This window comes from Pseudarthrobacter oxydans (assembly GCF_034258515.1).
Taxonomy (GTDB): domain Bacteria; phylum Actinomycetota; class Actinomycetes; order Actinomycetales; family Micrococcaceae; genus Arthrobacter.
Window position 1 is genome coordinate 1,061,148 of the sequence record NZ_CP139438.1, and the last position, 16,499, is coordinate 1,077,646.

13 protein-coding genes and 1 pseudogene are annotated in these 16,499 nt (G+C 68.0%); 8 read left to right on the forward strand and 6 right to left on the reverse strand.

All coding sequences use genetic code 11. The features are described 5' to 3' along the window. Nucleotides 1-5: 5 nt before the first annotated feature. From SMD14_RS04895 to SMD14_RS04915, 5 genes and pseudogenes are all read right to left on the reverse strand, one after another. Nucleotides 6-1,700 carry a SulP family inorganic anion transporter gene (locus SMD14_RS04895; RefSeq protein WP_321215524.1) on the reverse strand — a complete coding sequence of 565 codons (1,695 nt, stop codon included), beginning with the start codon at nt 1,698-1,700 and terminating at the stop codon, nt 6-8. A gap of 98 nt (nt 1,701-1,798) precedes the next feature. Continuing rightward, on the reverse strand, nt 1,799-2,311 hold the full coding sequence (locus SMD14_RS04900; protein ID WP_321215525.1) for an isoprenylcysteine carboxylmethyltransferase family protein: 513 nt from the start codon (nt 2,309-2,311) through the stop codon (nt 1,799-1,801). A 4-nt stretch (nt 2,312-2,315) separates the two neighbouring features. Continuing rightward, entirely contained in the window at nt 2,316-3,893 is a 1,578-nt protein-coding gene (locus SMD14_RS04905; protein ID WP_321215526.1) for a serine hydrolase domain-containing protein, read from the reverse strand. A gap of 86 nt (nt 3,894-3,979) precedes the next feature. Then, nucleotides 3,980-4,273 (reverse strand): DM13 domain-containing protein, encoded by a 294-nt coding sequence (locus SMD14_RS04910; RefSeq protein WP_321216221.1) that lies wholly within the window; start codon nt 4,271-4,273, stop codon nt 3,980-3,982. A gap of 369 nt (nt 4,274-4,642) precedes the next feature. Next, nucleotides 4,643-6,347 (reverse strand): annotated as a pseudogene (locus tag SMD14_RS04915) (HNH endonuclease). Between the two features lie 282 nt (nt 6,348-6,629). Here SMD14_RS04915 and SMD14_RS04920 point away from each other — a divergent pair. Continuing rightward, a complete protein-coding gene (locus tag SMD14_RS04920) occupies nt 6,630-8,144 on the forward strand; it encodes an MFS transporter (protein WP_321215527.1) in 1,515 nt (504 codons plus the stop codon). A 119-nt stretch (nt 8,145-8,263) separates the two neighbouring features. On the opposite strand, the gene SMD14_RS04925 is transcribed toward SMD14_RS04920, so the two are convergent. Next, nucleotides 8,264-9,268, reverse strand: a complete 1,005-nt coding sequence (locus SMD14_RS04925; RefSeq protein ID WP_321215528.1) for a bile acid:sodium symporter family protein — start codon at nt 9,266-9,268, stop codon at nt 8,264-8,266. A gap of 130 nt (nt 9,269-9,398) precedes the next feature. On the opposite strand from SMD14_RS04925, the gene SMD14_RS04930 reads away from it, so the two are divergent. From SMD14_RS04930 to SMD14_RS04960, 7 genes are all read left to right on the forward strand, one after another. Beyond that, nucleotides 9,399-10,436 (forward strand): LacI family DNA-binding transcriptional regulator, encoded by a 1,038-nt coding sequence (locus SMD14_RS04930; protein WP_321215529.1) that lies wholly within the window; start codon nt 9,399-9,401, stop codon nt 10,434-10,436. Between the two features lie 19 nt (nt 10,437-10,455). Beyond that, nucleotides 10,456-11,454, forward strand: a complete 999-nt coding sequence (locus tag SMD14_RS04935) for an aldo/keto reductase family protein (protein WP_321215530.1) — start codon at nt 10,456-10,458, stop codon at nt 11,452-11,454. A 234-nt stretch (nt 11,455-11,688) separates the two neighbouring features. Then, nucleotides 11,689-12,474 (forward strand): hypothetical protein, encoded by a 786-nt coding sequence (locus tag SMD14_RS04940; protein WP_321215531.1) that lies wholly within the window; start codon nt 11,689-11,691, stop codon nt 12,472-12,474. 65 nt (nt 12,475-12,539) lie between these two features. Further along, nucleotides 12,540-13,307, forward strand: coding sequence for a type 1 glutamine amidotransferase domain-containing protein (locus SMD14_RS04945; RefSeq protein ID WP_321215532.1), 768 nt, complete (start codon nt 12,540-12,542; stop codon nt 13,305-13,307). 34 nt (nt 13,308-13,341) lie between these two features. Continuing rightward, nucleotides 13,342-13,617 carry a hypothetical protein gene (locus tag SMD14_RS04950; RefSeq protein WP_321215533.1) on the forward strand — a complete coding sequence of 92 codons (276 nt, stop codon included), beginning with the start codon at nt 13,342-13,344 and terminating at the stop codon, nt 13,615-13,617. A gap of 347 nt (nt 13,618-13,964) precedes the next feature. Then, nucleotides 13,965-14,960, forward strand: a complete 996-nt coding sequence (locus tag SMD14_RS04955) for a substrate-binding domain-containing protein (RefSeq protein ID WP_197432414.1) — start codon at nt 13,965-13,967, stop codon at nt 14,958-14,960. Nucleotides 14,961-14,967: 7 nt separating this feature from the next. Continuing rightward, nucleotides 14,968-16,497 (forward strand): sugar ABC transporter ATP-binding protein, encoded by a 1,530-nt coding sequence (locus tag SMD14_RS04960; protein WP_321215534.1) that lies wholly within the window; start codon nt 14,968-14,970, stop codon nt 16,495-16,497. The last annotated feature ends 2 nt before the right edge of the window (nt 16,498-16,499 follow it).

The following is a 16,499-nucleotide window of genomic DNA, read 5'->3' on the forward strand; positions in this document are numbered from 1 at the left end:
GACTCCTAGGTTCCCCCGCCCTCCCGCTGGAACGCCCGCACGGCTTCGCTCACGGTCGGGTAGAAGTGTCCGGGCGAGAAGCGGGAGCCCACGCCGTACTGCACCAGCCTGTCCTTGACCGGGCCTTTGAGCTCGGCGAACACCAGGTCCACGCCGTGCCGTTCCAGCCATTCGTCCAGCTGCACCAGTTCGTCCAGTGCCGTGGTGTCGATTCCCGTCACCGGCTCTGCCGCCAGCACCACGCGTTCGATGCCGGGCGGCGCCTGGCCCAGCTTGTTGCGCACGAAGGATCCCAGCAGCGATCCGTTGCCAAAAAACAGCGGTGCGTCGAAGCGCAGGATCAGCATGCCGGGGACGCGTTCGCCGTCCGGATGGCGGCTCACGTCGTGGTATCCCGGCACCCCGGGCACATCCACCAGCTCGGCGCGGTAGGGGTCCCAGGCCCGCCGCAGGAAGTCCAGGATTGCCAGGCCCACGGCCACGGCGATGCCGGGGAGGACCCCCAAGATGGTGACCCCCAGGAAAGCCGCCAGCATCACCAGGGATTCACTGCGGCTCATGCCGATCAGCCGCCGCACGCCGGCGGGGTCGGCCAGTGCTGCGGCTGCCGCGATGACAATGGCGGCCAGGGTGGCGGCCGGCAGGAACTCGGTGACGCCGGGCGCCGCCAGCATGAAGACGAGCACCAGGACGGCACCTGCCACGCCCGTGAGCTGGGATTTCGCCCCGGCCTCCACGGCCACCGGCGTGCGGGACGCGCTGGCCGAGATCGGGAAGCCGCCCAGCAGCCCGCTGGCCGCGTTCGCCGCACCCAGGGCGGCCATTTCATGGTTGCCGGAAACCCTGCGGTCCCCTGCCGCGGCCAGGGACTGGGACAGGGTTCCGGTATCAACGAAGACGATGAGGGCAATGGCGGCGGCGGCCGGCAGCAGCGCCAGGACGTCGGCCCAGCCGATTCCGCCGAGGGCCGGCGCGGGGAGCCCCTGCGGGAGGGCGCCGGTGACTTTGACGCGCTCCTGGAGTCCCAGCACGGCCACGGCGAGGCAGGACACCACCACCGCGATGAGCACGCCGGGGACCTTCCAGTTCAGCCGGCGGGGAACCCAGATGAGCGCCAGCGAGGCCAGGCCCAGCAGCAGTGCCGTCATGTTGGTTTCGCCGGCAAGCACCTTCGGCGTTGCGGCCAGCAGTTTTTCCCAGGGCGTGCCGTCCTCCACGGAGATCCCCAGGAGGGTGGGAAGCTGGGACACCGCCACCAGCAGGGCGATGCCGTTGAGGTAGCCCAGCCGGATGGGCTTGGACAGCAGTCCCGTGATGATGCCCAGCCGCAGGGCCGAACCGCATAGCAGGATGAGGCCGATCAGGATGGCCAGGAGTCCAGCCAGGGCCACGGATTTCTGGTCGTTGTCCGCGGCCAGGGGAACCAGCGCCGCAACGATCATCGGGGCGAGCGCGGAATCCGGCCCCAGCACCAGCACGCGCGACGGCCCCACTGCCGCGTAGACAATCAGCGGCACCACCGTCGCGTAGAGGCCCGTCACCGGCGGCAGGCCGGCGGCCTGGGCGTACGCCATGCCCGCGGGGACCAGGATCGCGAAGAGCGCGAGGCCTGCCACCAGGTCGTGCCGCAGCCACTCGGTTTTGTAGCCGCGCAGGGCTGGCGGGAGCCACCGGGATCGGGCGTTTCCGGAGCGGCTCATCTTCAGATCATGTCCCAACACTGCCCCTGCCCGCCATCCATAGTTGGGCGTTGCGTGGCGGCGTACGACGGCGGCGCCTGGGTTCCAGCCGAAGGAACCTACATGCGGGGGAGGCCGAGGTAGCGTGGCACCTTTTCCGCGTAGTCCGGGTAGGACTCCGGGAACAGCCCGGCGAGCGTGGCCTCCTCGTCCAGGACAAACCGGTGCTCCACCAGCAGCTCGGCCGGCAGCAGCGCGAGGACCCAGGCTGACCCGGCCATGGTTCCGGCGCCGAGCTGGATGAGCCACCAGCCCACGTACATCGGGTGCCGGGTGACGGCATACGGGCCGGTGGCCACCAGGTCCTCCGGGTGCTCCAGGTCAAACGGGCCGGCCGAGCGCTGCCGGCGTTCGGCCAGGGCCCAGGCATTGAGGCCGGCGCCGGCGATCACCAGGCCCGTGCCTGCCGCTCTCTGGACGGAACGGGGGCCGGGAAGCGGCAGGGGACGGAGCCTGGCAAGGAGGGCATCGAGGGCGATCGCGGCCACGACGGCCGGCGGCAGCGGAAGGTTTTCGTAGACGGCCTTCACGCGTCCCGCCAGGGTGCGCACAGGACTCACGCCGGCTTTCATGGCTTCAGGGTACGCCGCGCGGGCCCCGGCGCAGCTCCCTGGAGAGCAGCCAGACGGTCCGCGGAACAGGCCACAGGATGGCGAGTCCCAGCACCGGCACCAGCGAAACGCCGACGTCCGGGAACTGGCGGATGATGACCAGCAGGTCGGTGTCGAACCGGGCGGGCGCGTAGATGAGGCACAGCCAGAGGGCAAAGGCATCCAGTGCCAGGGCGGCGGCGGCCCACGCCAGGGGAGCCCATCGTCCACGGCGCGCGAACCGCCGTCGGAAAATCACCGAGAGGGACAGCCACAGGCTCAGCAGTTCCGCCAGCAGCAGGCCCAGCGAGACGGCCCAGCTGGACTGCTGCAGCCAGTCCTCGGACACCACGGCGGGCACGGGGGAGTGCCCGTGGAGGATCCGCAGGATGTTCGTGTCGATGGCCTTGAGCCGGGACGGGGCGGCGGTGTCGTTGCCGTTGATGACCAGGGCCACGCCCAGGCCGGACTCCGGGACCATCGCCAGGTAGGTGTGGCTGTTGCCCCATTCCCCCTGGTGCTCCAGCAGCAGCGGCACGTCTTCAGCGGCGGTGCCCCGGGCGGCGGGGTCAACGGATTCCACGAGCGGCCGGGTGTACCAGCCCATGCCGTAGCCCTTCGATGCGTCCACGGAGGTGCGGGGTACGAACATCGCCGTCACGCTTCCAGGCTCGAGGATGCGGGCGGTCCCGTAGCGCCCGCCGTCGAGCAGTGCCATCAGCTCGCGGCCCAGGTCCTCGGCCGAGGCGTACAGGGTGCTGGAGGGCATCCCCGCGGCGGGCGCCGGGACGTCGGTCCGGACCCAGACGGTGCTGAACCAGCGGGCATAGCCCTCGGCCGCATTGTCCTCCCGGGCGGCGGCCGCCGTCGTATGGCTGTGCACCATGCCCAGCGATCCGAAGACGTACTGCTGCAGGTACTCCCCGAAGGGCTGGTTGGCGGCGGTCTGCACCAGGAGGCCCAGCACGTTGTAGTTGGCACTGGCGTAGTGGAAACGCTGCCCCGGGTCGCCGGCCAGCGGGGATCCGGCCATCCCACGGACTGATGCCTCGAGGGCTTCCGGCTCCTGGCTGAGGGACGCCTCGAAGGCCGTGTCCCTGGAGGACATGCCGCTGGTCTGGTGGAGCAGGTGCCGGACCGTGATGGCCGGGGATCGGGGATCGTCCAGCGTGAACCAGGGCAGGTAGGTCCGCACGGGCTCATCCAGCCGCAGCCGACCGGCCTCCACCTGCTGCATCACCGCGATGGCCGTCAGGGACTTGCTGGTGGAGGCCAGCAGCACCGGCGTCTGGAGGGTCATCGGCCGTCCGGCCGGGTCCGCCTTGCCGAAGGCGGCGGAGTGCACCTGCCTGCCGTCACGCACGACGGCGATCGCGGCACCGGGAATGCCGAGGGTTTCGAGCTGGTCAAGCAGTAAGGCGTCCACCGCGGCGTAGGCGTGTTGGGCTTGGGCGGTGTCCGTGGCGGCACCTGTTGCGATGGCGGCTGTTGTCGGGGCGGCGCCTGCGACGGCCACCAGGAGGCACACGAGGAGGCAGCACGGTGACCTGGGCATTGTCCGCATGGCTGCACCTGCTTCAGCCGGCAGTCCCTTCACGGTAGGGCCTGGCCAGGCGGAAGACAATGCTGTCCGGCCAGCGTGAGACGGGTTTACGGGTTCAGCTCGGCGGCGGCGAATGACACGGCGAAACGGGCGCACCAGATGCTGACCGAGCCATAGTCGCTCAGCACCGTACCTGCCGGGATCTCATAGTTCTGATCGCCCTTGTTGGCTTTGAGTGCGCCGAGGTCGAGGTACGCGCCGTCGTCGAAGACATACCAGCCGGCGAATCCCTCCACCACCGGGGCGTTGCTGAGCCACACCCGGAGGTCGGGACCATCGGAAGTATCGAGGCCTTCGAACCGGAGGATCCGGCTCCCGTCGGGAAGTTCGAGGATCCGCACCGTTCCCGAGCTGGCGTGCTCATGGCTGATCAGCCGGCCTGCTGCCAGTTCACGCGGAAGCGCGACGGGCGCGGCGAGGGCTGACGGCGTTAGGGAGGGACCCTGGGACGCAGGCGCAGGCGTGGCAACTGCCGGAACATCCTCGATCACGGTTGAGCTGGTGAAGATGCGCCAGGGCTGGAACAGGTACAGCCCTACAGCAACCGCGATGACAGCCACGAGCGCCACAGCCGGTATGACGACGCGCCTTCTCATACCACGTCAACGTCCGGACGAGAGGCGCCGTTCCGGTCCCGGAAGGCCAGCCCGATGCGTCCCCCGGCCCCGTCCCGGTCAGCACATGGTTAGGGCACCTGAACACGTGGCCCATCATCCTGACAAGAGCTGGAGCAGCAGCCCTTCCAGCGCACTGGTGTGTGCTGGACTGGTTTCGGATGCACTGATCTTCGACCCACAAGATTTCGTCGGGCTGGTTTCCGGGGCACTGTTTTCCAGTGGCAGGACGCCCGGCGGCCATTGTGGTGGTTCGCGGTCGGGTTGTTCGGCTTGGTACTGCTGCCCGGTGGGTGAGGTCCAGCCGGGTGGTTCGTCCTTGGCAGCCGGCGTCGGTTCCCAGCCGCTGTTGTGTTTGAGCCGGTGATGTTTTGGGCAGACCTGTGCCAGGTTGCTGATTCCGGTGGTTCTGCCAGGCCTTGAGGTGGTCGATTTCGTTGTCGAGGGCGTTGTTGCTGCAGCCGGGGAAAGCGCATTTGCCGTCCCGAAGATGCAGCGCTTTCCTCATGGCTTTGGTGAGTCGATAACTGGTGCGGCCGATCTCCAGTGGTGTTCCGTCGCTCGGGTCAAGCAGGACGCGGCGGAACGACTCGGCACCCCCGGAGAGGAGTTGGCGGGCCATCGAGGCGGGGATGGAGCCGTAGCCGTCGAGCACGGCGGGTTCGTCGGTGAGTCCGAGAAGGGCGAAGAACGGAACGGTCACAAGCACGTCGGCGCGGGGAGTGGGGACCTTCGCGGCATCCGTGTCCAGGGCGGGGTTGGGCGTGCCTTCGAAGGTGCCGGGCGCGGTGGGGTCCGGTTCTGCCGGTGCCCGGTTGCCGTGGCTGCCGGGATGGTCGCTAATGCCCAGGTCTGTTGCGGGTTCGTCGGAGCCGACGACTGTGGCCAGGCCGATCATGTCCTCCGGCGCCTCGCCCGAGACGTCACCGGTCCCGGTGGGCCCCGGGGCTGTGGCACCGCGGTAGGTGAGGAGCCGGTGGGTGAGGATGTCGGGCCGGAGCTGGGTGAGGGTGCGGGGTTCGTCGGGGCCTTGGAGGCTTCGGGCGGTTGCGGTGAGGTCGTTCCAGATCGCCAGGGCTTGGTCGGCGGGCAGGTACGCAGCGACCCAGGCCATCCCGTCACGGTCCGGCGTGAATTCCACGCGCCGATCGGCCACGCCCTTGCGGTGGCGCTTCTCGAGCGACTCCGGGTGATGGCGTTCCCGCCAGCCCCGCACCTTTGCCCGTAACCGGGCCGGCACCAGTTCCGAGGCGGGGCAACCCCGGGCCGGGTTGGGTGCGTCGGGGTCGAGGAAGTGCTCCACCAGTGCGGCTGCGGCGGCGTGGTCCAAACACTCAGTTTCGTCGGTAAAAATCCGGGCCTGCTGCCAGGAGAGGCTGCCGGCGGAAAGGGCGTCCATGAGCGGCGGCATTGCACACACCCGCCGGGACTGGGTGACGAACGCGGACGCGGCACCGGAGCTGATGGTGAGGATCCCGGCGATTTCCTCAACAGTGGAGATCTCGGTGTAGGTCCGGTCATGCAGGGGCGCGTCCGGCGGGGTCATGGCGCGCTGCAGGTCCATCGCTTCGGCGGCGGACCGCACCTTCCGCGCCGAGGCCTGGGACTCCAGCTTCTTCTCCAGCCCCATCCGCTCGAGCCGGATTTCGTACGCCCGCTGCAATACATCGACTCCGTCCCCCGCGGCACCTGAGGCTCCGGCAGAAGCGAGGGCGGCGTCCTCGGCATCAAGCGCGGCGAGCGCAGCAACGGTGGCATGGATAGCCTCCACTCCCGTCCCGGTTCCCGCTCCGTTTTCCACAGGAATATCGTCTAACGGGGGTACGACATTTTGGTCGGCCGGCACTGGACTGGGCCAAACCAGCAGACCTGGCGTGGCCACACAGGGCCCGCCCATGCGGAACACACGCCCGCGCTCTCAAAGTGCGTGCCGCCGTCGTACTTCTCCCAAATGCGCAACCGTTGTTGCCCTGGCGGGTGCAGCGGCAGGATGATCGAAAGTGTTGGGCTCCTGCCGGCCAGGCGGGCCGGAAGAACGACGACGTATGCCCAGCTAAGCGAGCGAGGCGGCGGTGAGCGGGCCATGACAGAGCACAGAGGGCGGCAGCGGCGGTTGCAGGTTTCCGACGTCAACGTCGTCAACCCCCGCACGCTGCGGAAGGCGCTCGGCGGGACCATCGTGGGCAACACGATGGAATGGTACGACGTGGGCGTGTTCGGCTACCTCATCACCACCATGGGGCCGGTGTTCCTGCCTGAGGCGGACAGGGCCGTGCAGAACCTGTTCCTGCTGGGGACCTTCGGCGCCACGTTCATCGCCCGGCCGCTGGGCGGGATCTTTTTCGGCTGGCTGGGCGACAAGATGGGCCGCCAGAAGGTGCTGGCCATGACGCTGATGCTCATGGCGGCCGCGACGTTCGCCGTCGGCCTGCTGCCCGGGTACTCGGTGCTGGGCATCTGGGCGGCGGTGCTGCTGGTGGTCCTCAAGCTGGTGCAGGGCTTTTCCACCGGCGGCGAATACTCCGGCGCCACCACGTTCGTGTGCGAGCACTCACCGGACCGCCGCCGCGGCTTCTACGTCAGTTTCCTGGACATGGGCAGCTACCTGGGATTTGCGGCGGGCGGGCTGGTGGTGTCCCTCCTCCAGCTGGCGCTGGGCCAGGAGCAGATGGAGGCGTGGGGCTGGCGGATCCCGTTCCTGGTGGCCGGTCCACTGGGCGCCGTGGCCGTCTACTTCCGGATGAAGATCGAGGAGTCGGCCGCTTTCAAAGCCACGCTGGAAGCCGAAGCCGTGGCAGCCAAGCACCCCGAGACGGGGGAGGACCTCCGCCCCGTGGGCCCGATCGGGATCCTGAAGGCCCACTGGCGGCCGATCGTGCTGGCCATGATCCTGGCGGCGGCAGCCAACACGGTGGCCTACGCCCTCACGTCCTACATGCCCACGTACCTGACCAGCAACAAGGGGTACAGCGAGGTGGAGGGGACGCTGCTGACCATCCCTGTGCTGGTGGCCATGGCGTTGTGCATCCCGTTCACGGGGCTGCTGTCGGACCGGATCGGCCGCCGTCCCGTGCTGTGGATCGGGGCCTTCAGCACCGTGGTGTTGGCGGTTCCCGCGTTCCTGGCGATAGCGGCGGGCAGCCTCCCTATGACGTTGCTGGGCCTGGCCCTGATCGCCTTCCCGGTGGCGTTCTCGGTGCCGAACCTCGCGTCGGCGCTGCCCGCGCTCTTTCCCACCGAGCACCGCTATTCCGCCATGGGCATCGCCTACAACCTGGCGGTGGCCATCTTCGGCGGAACGGCCCCGTTCATCATCGCGTCCCTGATCCAGCTGACCGGCGACGACATGGCGATTGCGTACTACCTCATGGCCGTGGCCGCGGTGGCTGCCGTGGCCATCCGGTTCCTGCCCGAATCGGCCCGGCGGCACCTGCCCGGGTCCATGCCCAGCGTGGAGTCGGAGGAGGCCGCCCGGAAGCTGGTGGAGACGCAGGACAACAACCCACTGCTGGACGTGGACTCGCTGCCGTTCGAAAGCAGCTTCGAGATTGCCCGGGCGGAGCACAAGGAGCGGCCCGGGAAGCCGACGGCGACGTGAAACGGCCAGGGCTGCGGCCTCGCTGATCGCGACGGTGGCGGCCAGGGCGAACGTTGACGGTTCGTGCGTCGGTGAATCCCGGCAGCGGCACGGACGCCGCGGTGAGGGCGTGGTTTCTGTTACTCCGCGATCACCACGGCAGCCGCGTCCCTGTCGCGTGCGGCAACGGTGCCGCGGCGGCGCCAGTAGGCGGCCAGTACAGCGCCGGAAACGTTGTGCCATACCGAGAAAATGGCGCCGGGGAGGGCCGATTCGGGAGTCAGGTACTGCCGTGCCAGGCCTGCGGCAAGGCCCGAGTTCTGCATGCCGACCTCAATAGCGGTGGTGCGCCGGGACGGAACCGGGAGCCTGAACAGGCGGGCGGCGGCGTAACCCAGGGCGTATCCCAGCCCGTTGTGCAGGATGACAGCCACAAGAACCAGGAGCCCGGCCGAGAAGATCGCCTTGGCGCTTCCGGCCACCACTGCGACCACCACGACGGTGATGGCGAGGACCGAGATCCAGGGCAGGGCGGGCAACGACTTGTTGACCAGGCGCGGCAGGAAGAGCCGGATCACCAGTCCCAGCAGCACGGGGAACAGCACGATCTGGACGATGGACCAGGCCATGGAGCCGGCGTCGACCGGCATGTACTGTCCGGCCAGCCACAGGGCCAGCACCGGGGTGAGCAGGGGAGCTAACAGCGTGGACACTGTGGTCATCGCCACGGACAGGGCCACGTCCCCCTTGGCCAGGTAGGACACCACGTTGGAGGCAGTGCCGCCGGGGCAGCAGCCCACCAGGATGACGCCTGCCGCCAGCGCGGGGGGCAGTCCGAGTGCCGCCGCGACCAGCCAGCCAAGGAACGGCATGATGGCGTACTGCGCCACCACGCCGATCACCACGGGCACGGGCCGCTTGGCGATGACGGCGAAGTCGGGCGGCGTCAGCGTCAGCCCCATGCCGAACATGATGACCCCCAGAAGGGGGTTGATCCAGGGGCCCAAGCCTATGAAAGCCGTCGGCGCGGCAAGTGCCACGGCGCCTCCGGCCAGGATGAGAAGGGGAAAGAGTGTGACGGCCACGCGGGCGCTGCGTTCCTCGGCGGCGGACGCCGGCGCGGAGGACTCGGATAAAGAAGACATGGCTACCGGATTATCACAGTGAGTGCTGGCTCTCGGAATCGGCGGAGATTGATGACGCGCCACCGTGGCGCCGCGCGGCATATTTGCAAGCGCTTGCGAAGATGATGCTGCATTGGCTACCGTGGAAGGCGTGTCAACAACAGTAGAGCGGGTAGCGGAACGCGCAGGCGTCTCCATTTCAACGGTTTCGCGTGCGCTGAGGGACGTCCCGGGAATCTCGGCTGCCACCCGCAAGCGCGTGCATGAAGCTGCGGAAGCACTCGGCTACGCCATCTCGCCCAGCGCCTCAAGGCTGGCGACCGGGCGCACCCGGACTGTCGCCGTCGTCGTGCCCCTGCTCAGCAAGTGGTTCTTCGCGGAGGTCATCGCGGCCGCCGGACGGGTGCTGAGCCGGGAGGGCTATGACGTGCTCCTGGTGGAGCTGTCCACCCCGGACCTGCGGGAGAAGTTCTTTGCCGGCCCCCGGCTCCACGGCCGTGCTGACGCGGCCCTCGTGATCGCCCTCCAGCTGGCCCCCGCCGAGCTCGCGGCGCTCCAGGCCCAGGGGCTGGCTGTTGCCCTTGTCGGTTCCGAGCGGGCCGGAGCGTCGTCGGTCCGGGTGGAGGACAGGGCCGGCGGGCGCGCGGCGGCCAGGCACCTGCTGAACCTCGGGCACGAACGGATTGCCTTCCTGGGCATCCGGCAGGAGGAACGCTCACCGCTCGGCGGGGTGCCGCCGGCAGAGCGGCTTCTCGGCTACCAGGAGGCGCTGGCCGAAGCGGGGCTGCCGGCTGATCCGGCGATGGTGCTCGCCGTCGAGAACACGGTGGACGCGGGAGCGGCGGCCATGGCGGAGCTGCTCACCGCGGCGGAATCGCCGACGGCGCTGGTCGCTGCGTCGGATGAGCTCGCCTTCGGAGCGCTCGCCGCCCTTCGCGGGGCGGGAATGGACGTCCCGGGCGACTTTTCCGTGGTGGGATACGACAACCACGAGCTCGCCGGTGCCGTTGGACTTACCACCATGGACCACGGCGTTTCCGAACAGGGCAGCCTGGCGGCCGGGGCCGTCCTCGCCGCCCTGTCCGGCGCCCCCGCTTCTGCCGGCACCATCGAGCCCCGCCTCGTGGTCCGCCACACCACCGCACCGCCCCGGCGCCTCCGCCGGGCGGTCCTTTCCAGCCAGAACTGACCCCTACGGGAGGAAAACCATGGAATACCGCAAGCTTGGAAACTCAGGCATGTACGTCAGCGCCATCGCCTACGGCAACTGGACCACGCACGGCGAACAGATCGACCAGGACGCAGCCACGGAGTGCGTCCGCGCCGCCCTCGACCTGGGCATCACCACGTTCGACACGGCGGACGCCTATGCCGGCACGCGCGCCGAGACGGCCCTGGGTGAGGCGCTCAAGGGAACCCGGCGCGAGGGCCTGGAGCTCTTCACCAAGGTCTATTTCCCCACGGGGGAGGGCAAGAACGATCGCGGGCTGTCCCGGAAGCACATCATGGAGTCCATCAACGGCTCGCTGCGCCGGCTCCGCACGGACTACGTGGACCTGTACCAGGCCCACCGGTACGACTACGCGACTCCGCTCGAAGAGACCATGCAGGCCTTCGCCGACATTGTCCGCGCAGGCAAGGCCCACTACATCGGCGTTTCGGAGTGGACGGTGGATGAGATCCGCCGCGGCGCCAAGCTCGCCCGGGAGCTCGGCATCCACCTGGTCTCCAGCCAGCCGCAGTACAACATGCTGTGGCGGGTCATCGAGCCCGAAATCGTGCCCCTGAGCGAGGAACTGGGGCTGTCCCAGATTGTCTGGTCACCCATCGCCCAGGGGGTCCTCACCGGCAAGTACCTTCCGGGACAGGGCGGGCCCTCGGCGTCACGCTTCACCACGGACGACGGCGGGGCCAAGACCGAGCACCGGTACATGCAGGAGGAGGTGCTGGAGCGGGTCCAGGAGCTCAAGCCGCTGGCGGAAGAGGCCGGCCTGTCCATGGCGGCATTTGCCGTGGCCTGGGTCCTGCAGAACCAGAACGTCTCGTCCGCCATTGTGGGCGCCTCACGGCCGGAGCAGCTCCGGGACAACGTCACCGCGGCGGGAGTGCGCCTTGACCCGGAGCTCCTCAGCCGGGTGGATGCCGTCCTGGGGGACCTCGTGGAGCGGGATCCCGCGAAGGTGGAGTCCTTCCCGGAACGCGTCTGACGCTTCAGCATGCTGGTGGGGCTCCACGGCGCCCGGAGTCCGGCTCTTGCGGCCCCGGAGCGGGCGTAACGTGCCGTAAAGGCGGGGCCGGCATTTCGGCTGACAGCTGCTGCCGGCCGCCTCGCGCTGCGCCTCCCCGCCGCTCCCGCCGGGTGCCGGCCCGCCAGGCGCCAGGCCCGTAGACTCGGCGTCATGTCTCATGGGGGGATGCCGGCACGGCGCATAAGAATGTCCATGGCTGCGGCCGTTCTGGCCATGTCGCTGGCGGGGTGTGAGTACAGCGGCCCGGACGAGCCGCCGGCGCCTTCATCCCCGCCGCCCGCAACGCCGTCGGCCGCGTCCTTCAAGGACAACGTCAACGAAGTGGCCCGTTTGCTCGAGGCTTCCCCCACGGACCCCGGCATGCCGTCAGCGGCTGAACCCGCGGGGAAGCTGTCCCTTGACCTGGCGCCCGGAGACTATCTGGTCACCGGCGCCTGTGCAGGGGTTTATGGGGCCAAGCTCACCTTGGTGAAGCCTGACGGCGTACCGGAGGCGACCGGCTTTGAGTGCACCTCCAGGCTGGACCGCTTTGTCAGGCACGACGGCGGGCCCCTCACCATCAGCGCGGTGCCGCCCACGGGCAGACCCGCCGCAACGGGCGTCAAGGTGCAGGCCAACCCTGACCGCAGGCTTTCGGAGCTCGAAGACCTTTCAGACTGGGCAGCACAGCAGCTGCAACCGCCTCTGCCCGGAGAGCTGCGGGGAACCAGCAGCGGGAACACAACCACCACGGCCAGCCTGTCGGCCCCACCGGGCCAGTTTGAACTGCACCTGGTCTGTGCCGGACTGCCGGTAGCCGAGTTGTCCGTCTCCACCTGGAAGCGAGCGGAAGTCCTCGCCCCCGTGCAGGTCCCTTGCGGCGGGAGCGTGTTCAAGGCGCCGGTGGTGCTGCCCACCGAGGGGGCCGACCTCACGCTGGGACCCGGTGGCCCGGACAGCCGGTTCGCTTACCGGCTCGTCCCCACAGGCCAGCCCTGAATCGCCTCCGGACGCCGTGGATCGGGCTGGGCGTAGGGTGGGGAGTTGGACGATAGGAGCATTTCATGAAGAAAATCCTCATGGTACTGACCAGCGTTTCCGAGATCGGCGATACGGGAGAGAAGACCGGTTACAACGTGGCTGAGGCTGCGCATCCCTGGAAGGTGTTCAAGGATTCCGGGCATTTCGTCGACTTTGCGTCCATCCAGGGCGGCCAGCCCCCGCGCGACGAGGTGGACACGAAAGATCCCATCCAGGTCGCCTTCACGGAGGATGAGACCACGCGCGCCGGCCTCTACAACACTGCCCGCGTCGACGTCGTGGATCCGGAGCAGTACGACGCCGTCTATCTCGTGGGCGGCCACGGCACCATGTGGGACTTCCCGGACAGCGAAGGCCTGCAGAACCTGGTGGCCAGCGTCTACAACAACGGCGGTTTGGTGGGCGCGGTCTGCCATGGACCGGCCGGCCTGCTGAACGTGGAACTGGAGAACGGGCTTCGCCTCGTCGAGGGCCGCAAGGTGGCCGCCTTCACCAATGACGAGGAAGTCGCTGCGGGCAAGGACAAGGTCATTCCGTTCTTCCTGGCAGACCGGCTTGAGGAGCAGGGCGCCACCCACGTCTTCGCTGATGTCTTTGAGGAAAAGGTTGTTGTGGACGACCGGCTGGTGACCGGCCAGAACCCGTCGTCAGCGGCCGGCGTGGCCAAGGAGATGGAGAAGCTCTTCGCAGTGGTCATCCACCAGGAAAAAGCAGAGGAACAGCACGACGCCAAGGCTCTGCGCGCCGAGAAGGACGCCGTCAAGGCGGCTGCCGCGGAAGCGGAGCAGTAGCACCCAGCAGGCACTGAAACTGGCGGCCACCCGGATGAAAGGGTGGCCGTCAGTTTGCGTACAGGCGGAACCCGGAGCCCGGGCGCAGGCCTCGGCTGCCGCTCCGACGCAGCTGCTCGCGCTGCAGGATCCGGACGGAAAGTGGGCAGGCGGAGCGTACTTTCCCAAGGACTCCTACTTCGAGGGGCCGGAGGCTGCAGAAGATACGGGGCAGCCGTACACCGCCACCACCTGGTCCCTGAACACGCTGCGCGAGTGGGGCCCCGATCCGGCGCCCGGTCCTCCTTCCGCTGGTTCTACAAAGCCTTGAATGCGGCGGACTACTTCCGCGCGGCAGCAATGAACGACGGCGGAACTACGCATCCGCGCTTGGCTGACGCTATCGAGCTGGTCCGGTCAGCCCGGCAACAGGAATGCACGTCGTTGCAGGAGCGGCGCCACCCCGGCCGTGTGTCGTTCCGGCCGGCGAGCCCTCCAAGTGGCTGACGTTCCACGCTCTGCGGGTCCTCGGCTGGTGCGACGCGCCCTAATTCCCTTTGAACATGGTCTGCCTTGACAGTTATGTGATCCATGCCTCACCATCAATGCATAGTAATTGCGTGCCTGAATAAAAATTTCAACTCGACAGTGAAGTCGCTAAGACAAGAGGAGACGATGATGACTTCCCACAAGATGATCCGCTCGGGGTGCGCCGTTATGACGGCCGCCATCATGGCGCTCTCGCTTGCTGCATGCGGGGGCGCAGGTACTCCCGCCGCCGGGGACCAGAAGAAGGTGATTGGTGTGTCGGTGGCGGACCAGAAGTCACTCTTCTATGTGGCCGAGGTTGCCGGCATCAAGGACGAGGCGAAGAAGCTGGGCTACGACGTGAACATCACGTCTGCCAACAACGACTCGTCCGCCCAGGTCAAGCAGGTCAATGATCTTTTGACGAAGGAGATCGGTGCCCTGATCTTCACCTCCCAAGACTCAACCGCTGCTGCTGCTGGTGTCCGTGCCGCCAATAAGGCGGACGTCCCGGTGGTCGCGGTCGACCAGCGCCCGGAGTCCGGCCAGGGTGATCTTGCCACCTACATCGCGACTGACAGCGTCAAAGCCGCCTACGAGCTCTGCACATGGATGTTTGGGCAGATCGGCGGGTCGGGCGAGATAGCCATTCTGCACGGCGTACTCGGGTCCACCGCGGAAATCCAGCGGACGGAGGGATGCCAGAAGGCCCTCAAGGAGACGCCAGGCATCAAGGTTGTTGCCGAGGAAACCGCCAACTGGGATGAGACCGAGGCCTACAAGGCCACCCAGAACATCCTCACGGCGAACCCCAACCTCAAAGCCGTTTTTGGTGAGAGCGACGCAATGTCGCTCGGCGCCTCCAAGGCAGCCAAGGCCTCCGGAAAGACAATCTTCTCGGTGGGCATCGACGGCTTCCCGACCATGTTCGATGCGGTCGCGAGTGGCCTGACCCAGGCGACCATGGCACAGCAGCCGTACATGATGGGCCAGCTCGCCGTACGCAACGCCGTCGCCCTCATGGAGGGCAAGGGCCAGGACATCCCGAAGGAGCAGTACCAGGACACGGTGCTGATCAACAAGGACACGGTTGCCAAGCACAAGGTCGAAGATTTCTACGGCCCGGACGCCCAGTCCTTCAAGTGATTCCACGATGACGACTCAACAAGCTTCGGCCGGCCTGGAGGGCATTGGCCTGATGAAGGCATACTCCGGGGTGACGGTCCTGAAATCGGTCGACTTCCGGGTCGAGTCGGGCACCGTTGTCGGGCTCGTGGGCGAAAATGGTGCGGGAAAGTCGACCCTCAGCTCGATCATCACCGGCGTCGTGAAGCCGGACGGCGGCACCATGCGGCTGGACGGGGCGGACTACGCCCCTTCCAGCCCCGCCGAAGCACTCCGGCAGGGTGTGGCGCTCATCCACCAGGAGACGCGCCTCATCCAGGACCTCTCGGTCGCCGAGAACATCTTCCTCGGCCGGCTTCCGCACCGGCGCGGCCGTGTGGACTGGGAACTCGTCCGCCGCGAGTCGAGGACCGTCCTCGACTCGCTTGGGGTGGAACTCGATGTTCGCCGCCCCGTCCGCGGCCTCTCGATGGCCATGCAGCAGGAGATCGAGATCGCCAAGGCCCTCAGCCGCCGTCCCCGGTACGTCGTGTTCGACGAGCCCTCGGCCTCCCTCGGAGAGTCGGAGACCGAACACGTCCTCGAGCGGATCCGCGCGCTGCGGGCCGCCGGCGCCGGCGTCGTCTATATCTCCCACCGGCTCGACGAGGTCCGGGAGGTCGCAGACGAGATCGTGTGCCTGCGTGACGGCTCGCGTGTCCAGTCCTGGGATTCGGGAGACGTGGACAAGGGAAAGATCATCAACGCTATGGTCGGACGAGAGTTCACGTACGAGCACGTCCCGCCGCAGCCGAGCCGCGATACGACCGTGCTTGAGGTCCGGGGCCTCGGCCGGCGCGGTGCGTTCGCGGACATTAACTTCGAGTTGGCCGCGGGGGAGGTCCTCGGGATCGCCGGCCTCGTCGGCGCGGGGCGGACCGAGGTGGTCCGGGCCATCGCCGGTGTGGACCGCCCTGACTCGGGTGAAGTCATCCTTGAGGGGCGAAAGCTTCCCTGCAGCAGCCCGCAGTCAGCGATCCGCGCCGGGATCGTCATGGTCCCGGAAGACCGCAAGGGCCAGGGCCTCAACCTGGACCGCACCGCCGAGGAGAACGTGACACTCCCGTGGGAGCGGGAGCTTGCCCGCAAGGGCCTGCTGACACGCAAGTTGGTCCGGAAAGTTGCAGGGGCGCAGGCCCGCCGGCTCGACGTCCGCGGCAACATGGCGCTGCCGGTGAAGTCGATGTCCGGCGGAAACCAGCAGAAGGTCCTCATCGGCAAATGGCTGGTCAAGGATCCGAAGGTCCTCATTATCGACGAACCCACCCGCGGCGTCGACGTCGGCGCCAAGATGGCCATTTACGAGATCATCCGCTCCCTCGCGGCCGAGGGGATGTCCGTCATCGTCGTCTCATCCGAGCTTGACGAGGTCCTGGGCCTCTCGCACCGGGTCCTGGTGATGTCGCAGGGCCGGCAGCGGGGGATTCTCCGCCGGGGAGAAGCCACCCCGGAGACCGTCATGTCGCTGGCCGTGCACTCGTCGGAATCAGCGGCCTCCCCCCTTATTTCCCAGCAGTAGAA

Bases quoted from the DNA above. Each gene is read 5' to 3' on its own strand.
- SMD14_RS04895 (WP_321215524.1), bottom strand. From the start codon at position 1,700: ATGAGCCGCTCCGGAAACGCCCGATCCCGGTGGCTCCCGCCAGCCCTG.
- SMD14_RS04900 (WP_321215525.1), bottom strand. From the start codon at position 2,311: ATGAAAGCCGGCGTGAGTCCTGTGCGCACCCTGGCGGGACGCGTGAAG.
- SMD14_RS04905 (WP_321215526.1), bottom strand. From the start codon at position 3,893: ATGCGGACAATGCCCAGGTCACCGTGCTGCCTCCTCGTGTGCCTCCTG.
- SMD14_RS04920 (WP_321215527.1), top strand. From the start codon at position 6,630: ATGACAGAGCACAGAGGGCGGCAGCGGCGGTTGCAGGTTTCCGACGTC.
- SMD14_RS04925 (WP_321215528.1), bottom strand. From the start codon at position 9,268: ATGTCTTCTTTATCCGAGTCCTCCGCGCCGGCGTCCGCCGCCGAGGAA.
- SMD14_RS04935 (WP_321215530.1), top strand. From the start codon at position 10,456: ATGGAATACCGCAAGCTTGGAAACTCAGGCATGTACGTCAGCGCCATC.
- SMD14_RS04940 (WP_321215531.1), top strand. From the start codon at position 11,689: ATGGCTGCGGCCGTTCTGGCCATGTCGCTGGCGGGGTGTGAGTACAGC.
- SMD14_RS04945 (WP_321215532.1), top strand. From the start codon at position 12,540: ATGAAGAAAATCCTCATGGTACTGACCAGCGTTTCCGAGATCGGCGAT.
- SMD14_RS04950 (WP_321215533.1), top strand. From the start codon at position 13,342: ATGAAAGGGTGGCCGTCAGTTTGCGTACAGGCGGAACCCGGAGCCCGG.
- SMD14_RS04955 (WP_197432414.1), top strand. From the start codon at position 13,965: ATGACTTCCCACAAGATGATCCGCTCGGGGTGCGCCGTTATGACGGCC.
- SMD14_RS04960 (WP_321215534.1), top strand. From the start codon at position 14,968: ATGACGACTCAACAAGCTTCGGCCGGCCTGGAGGGCATTGGCCTGATG.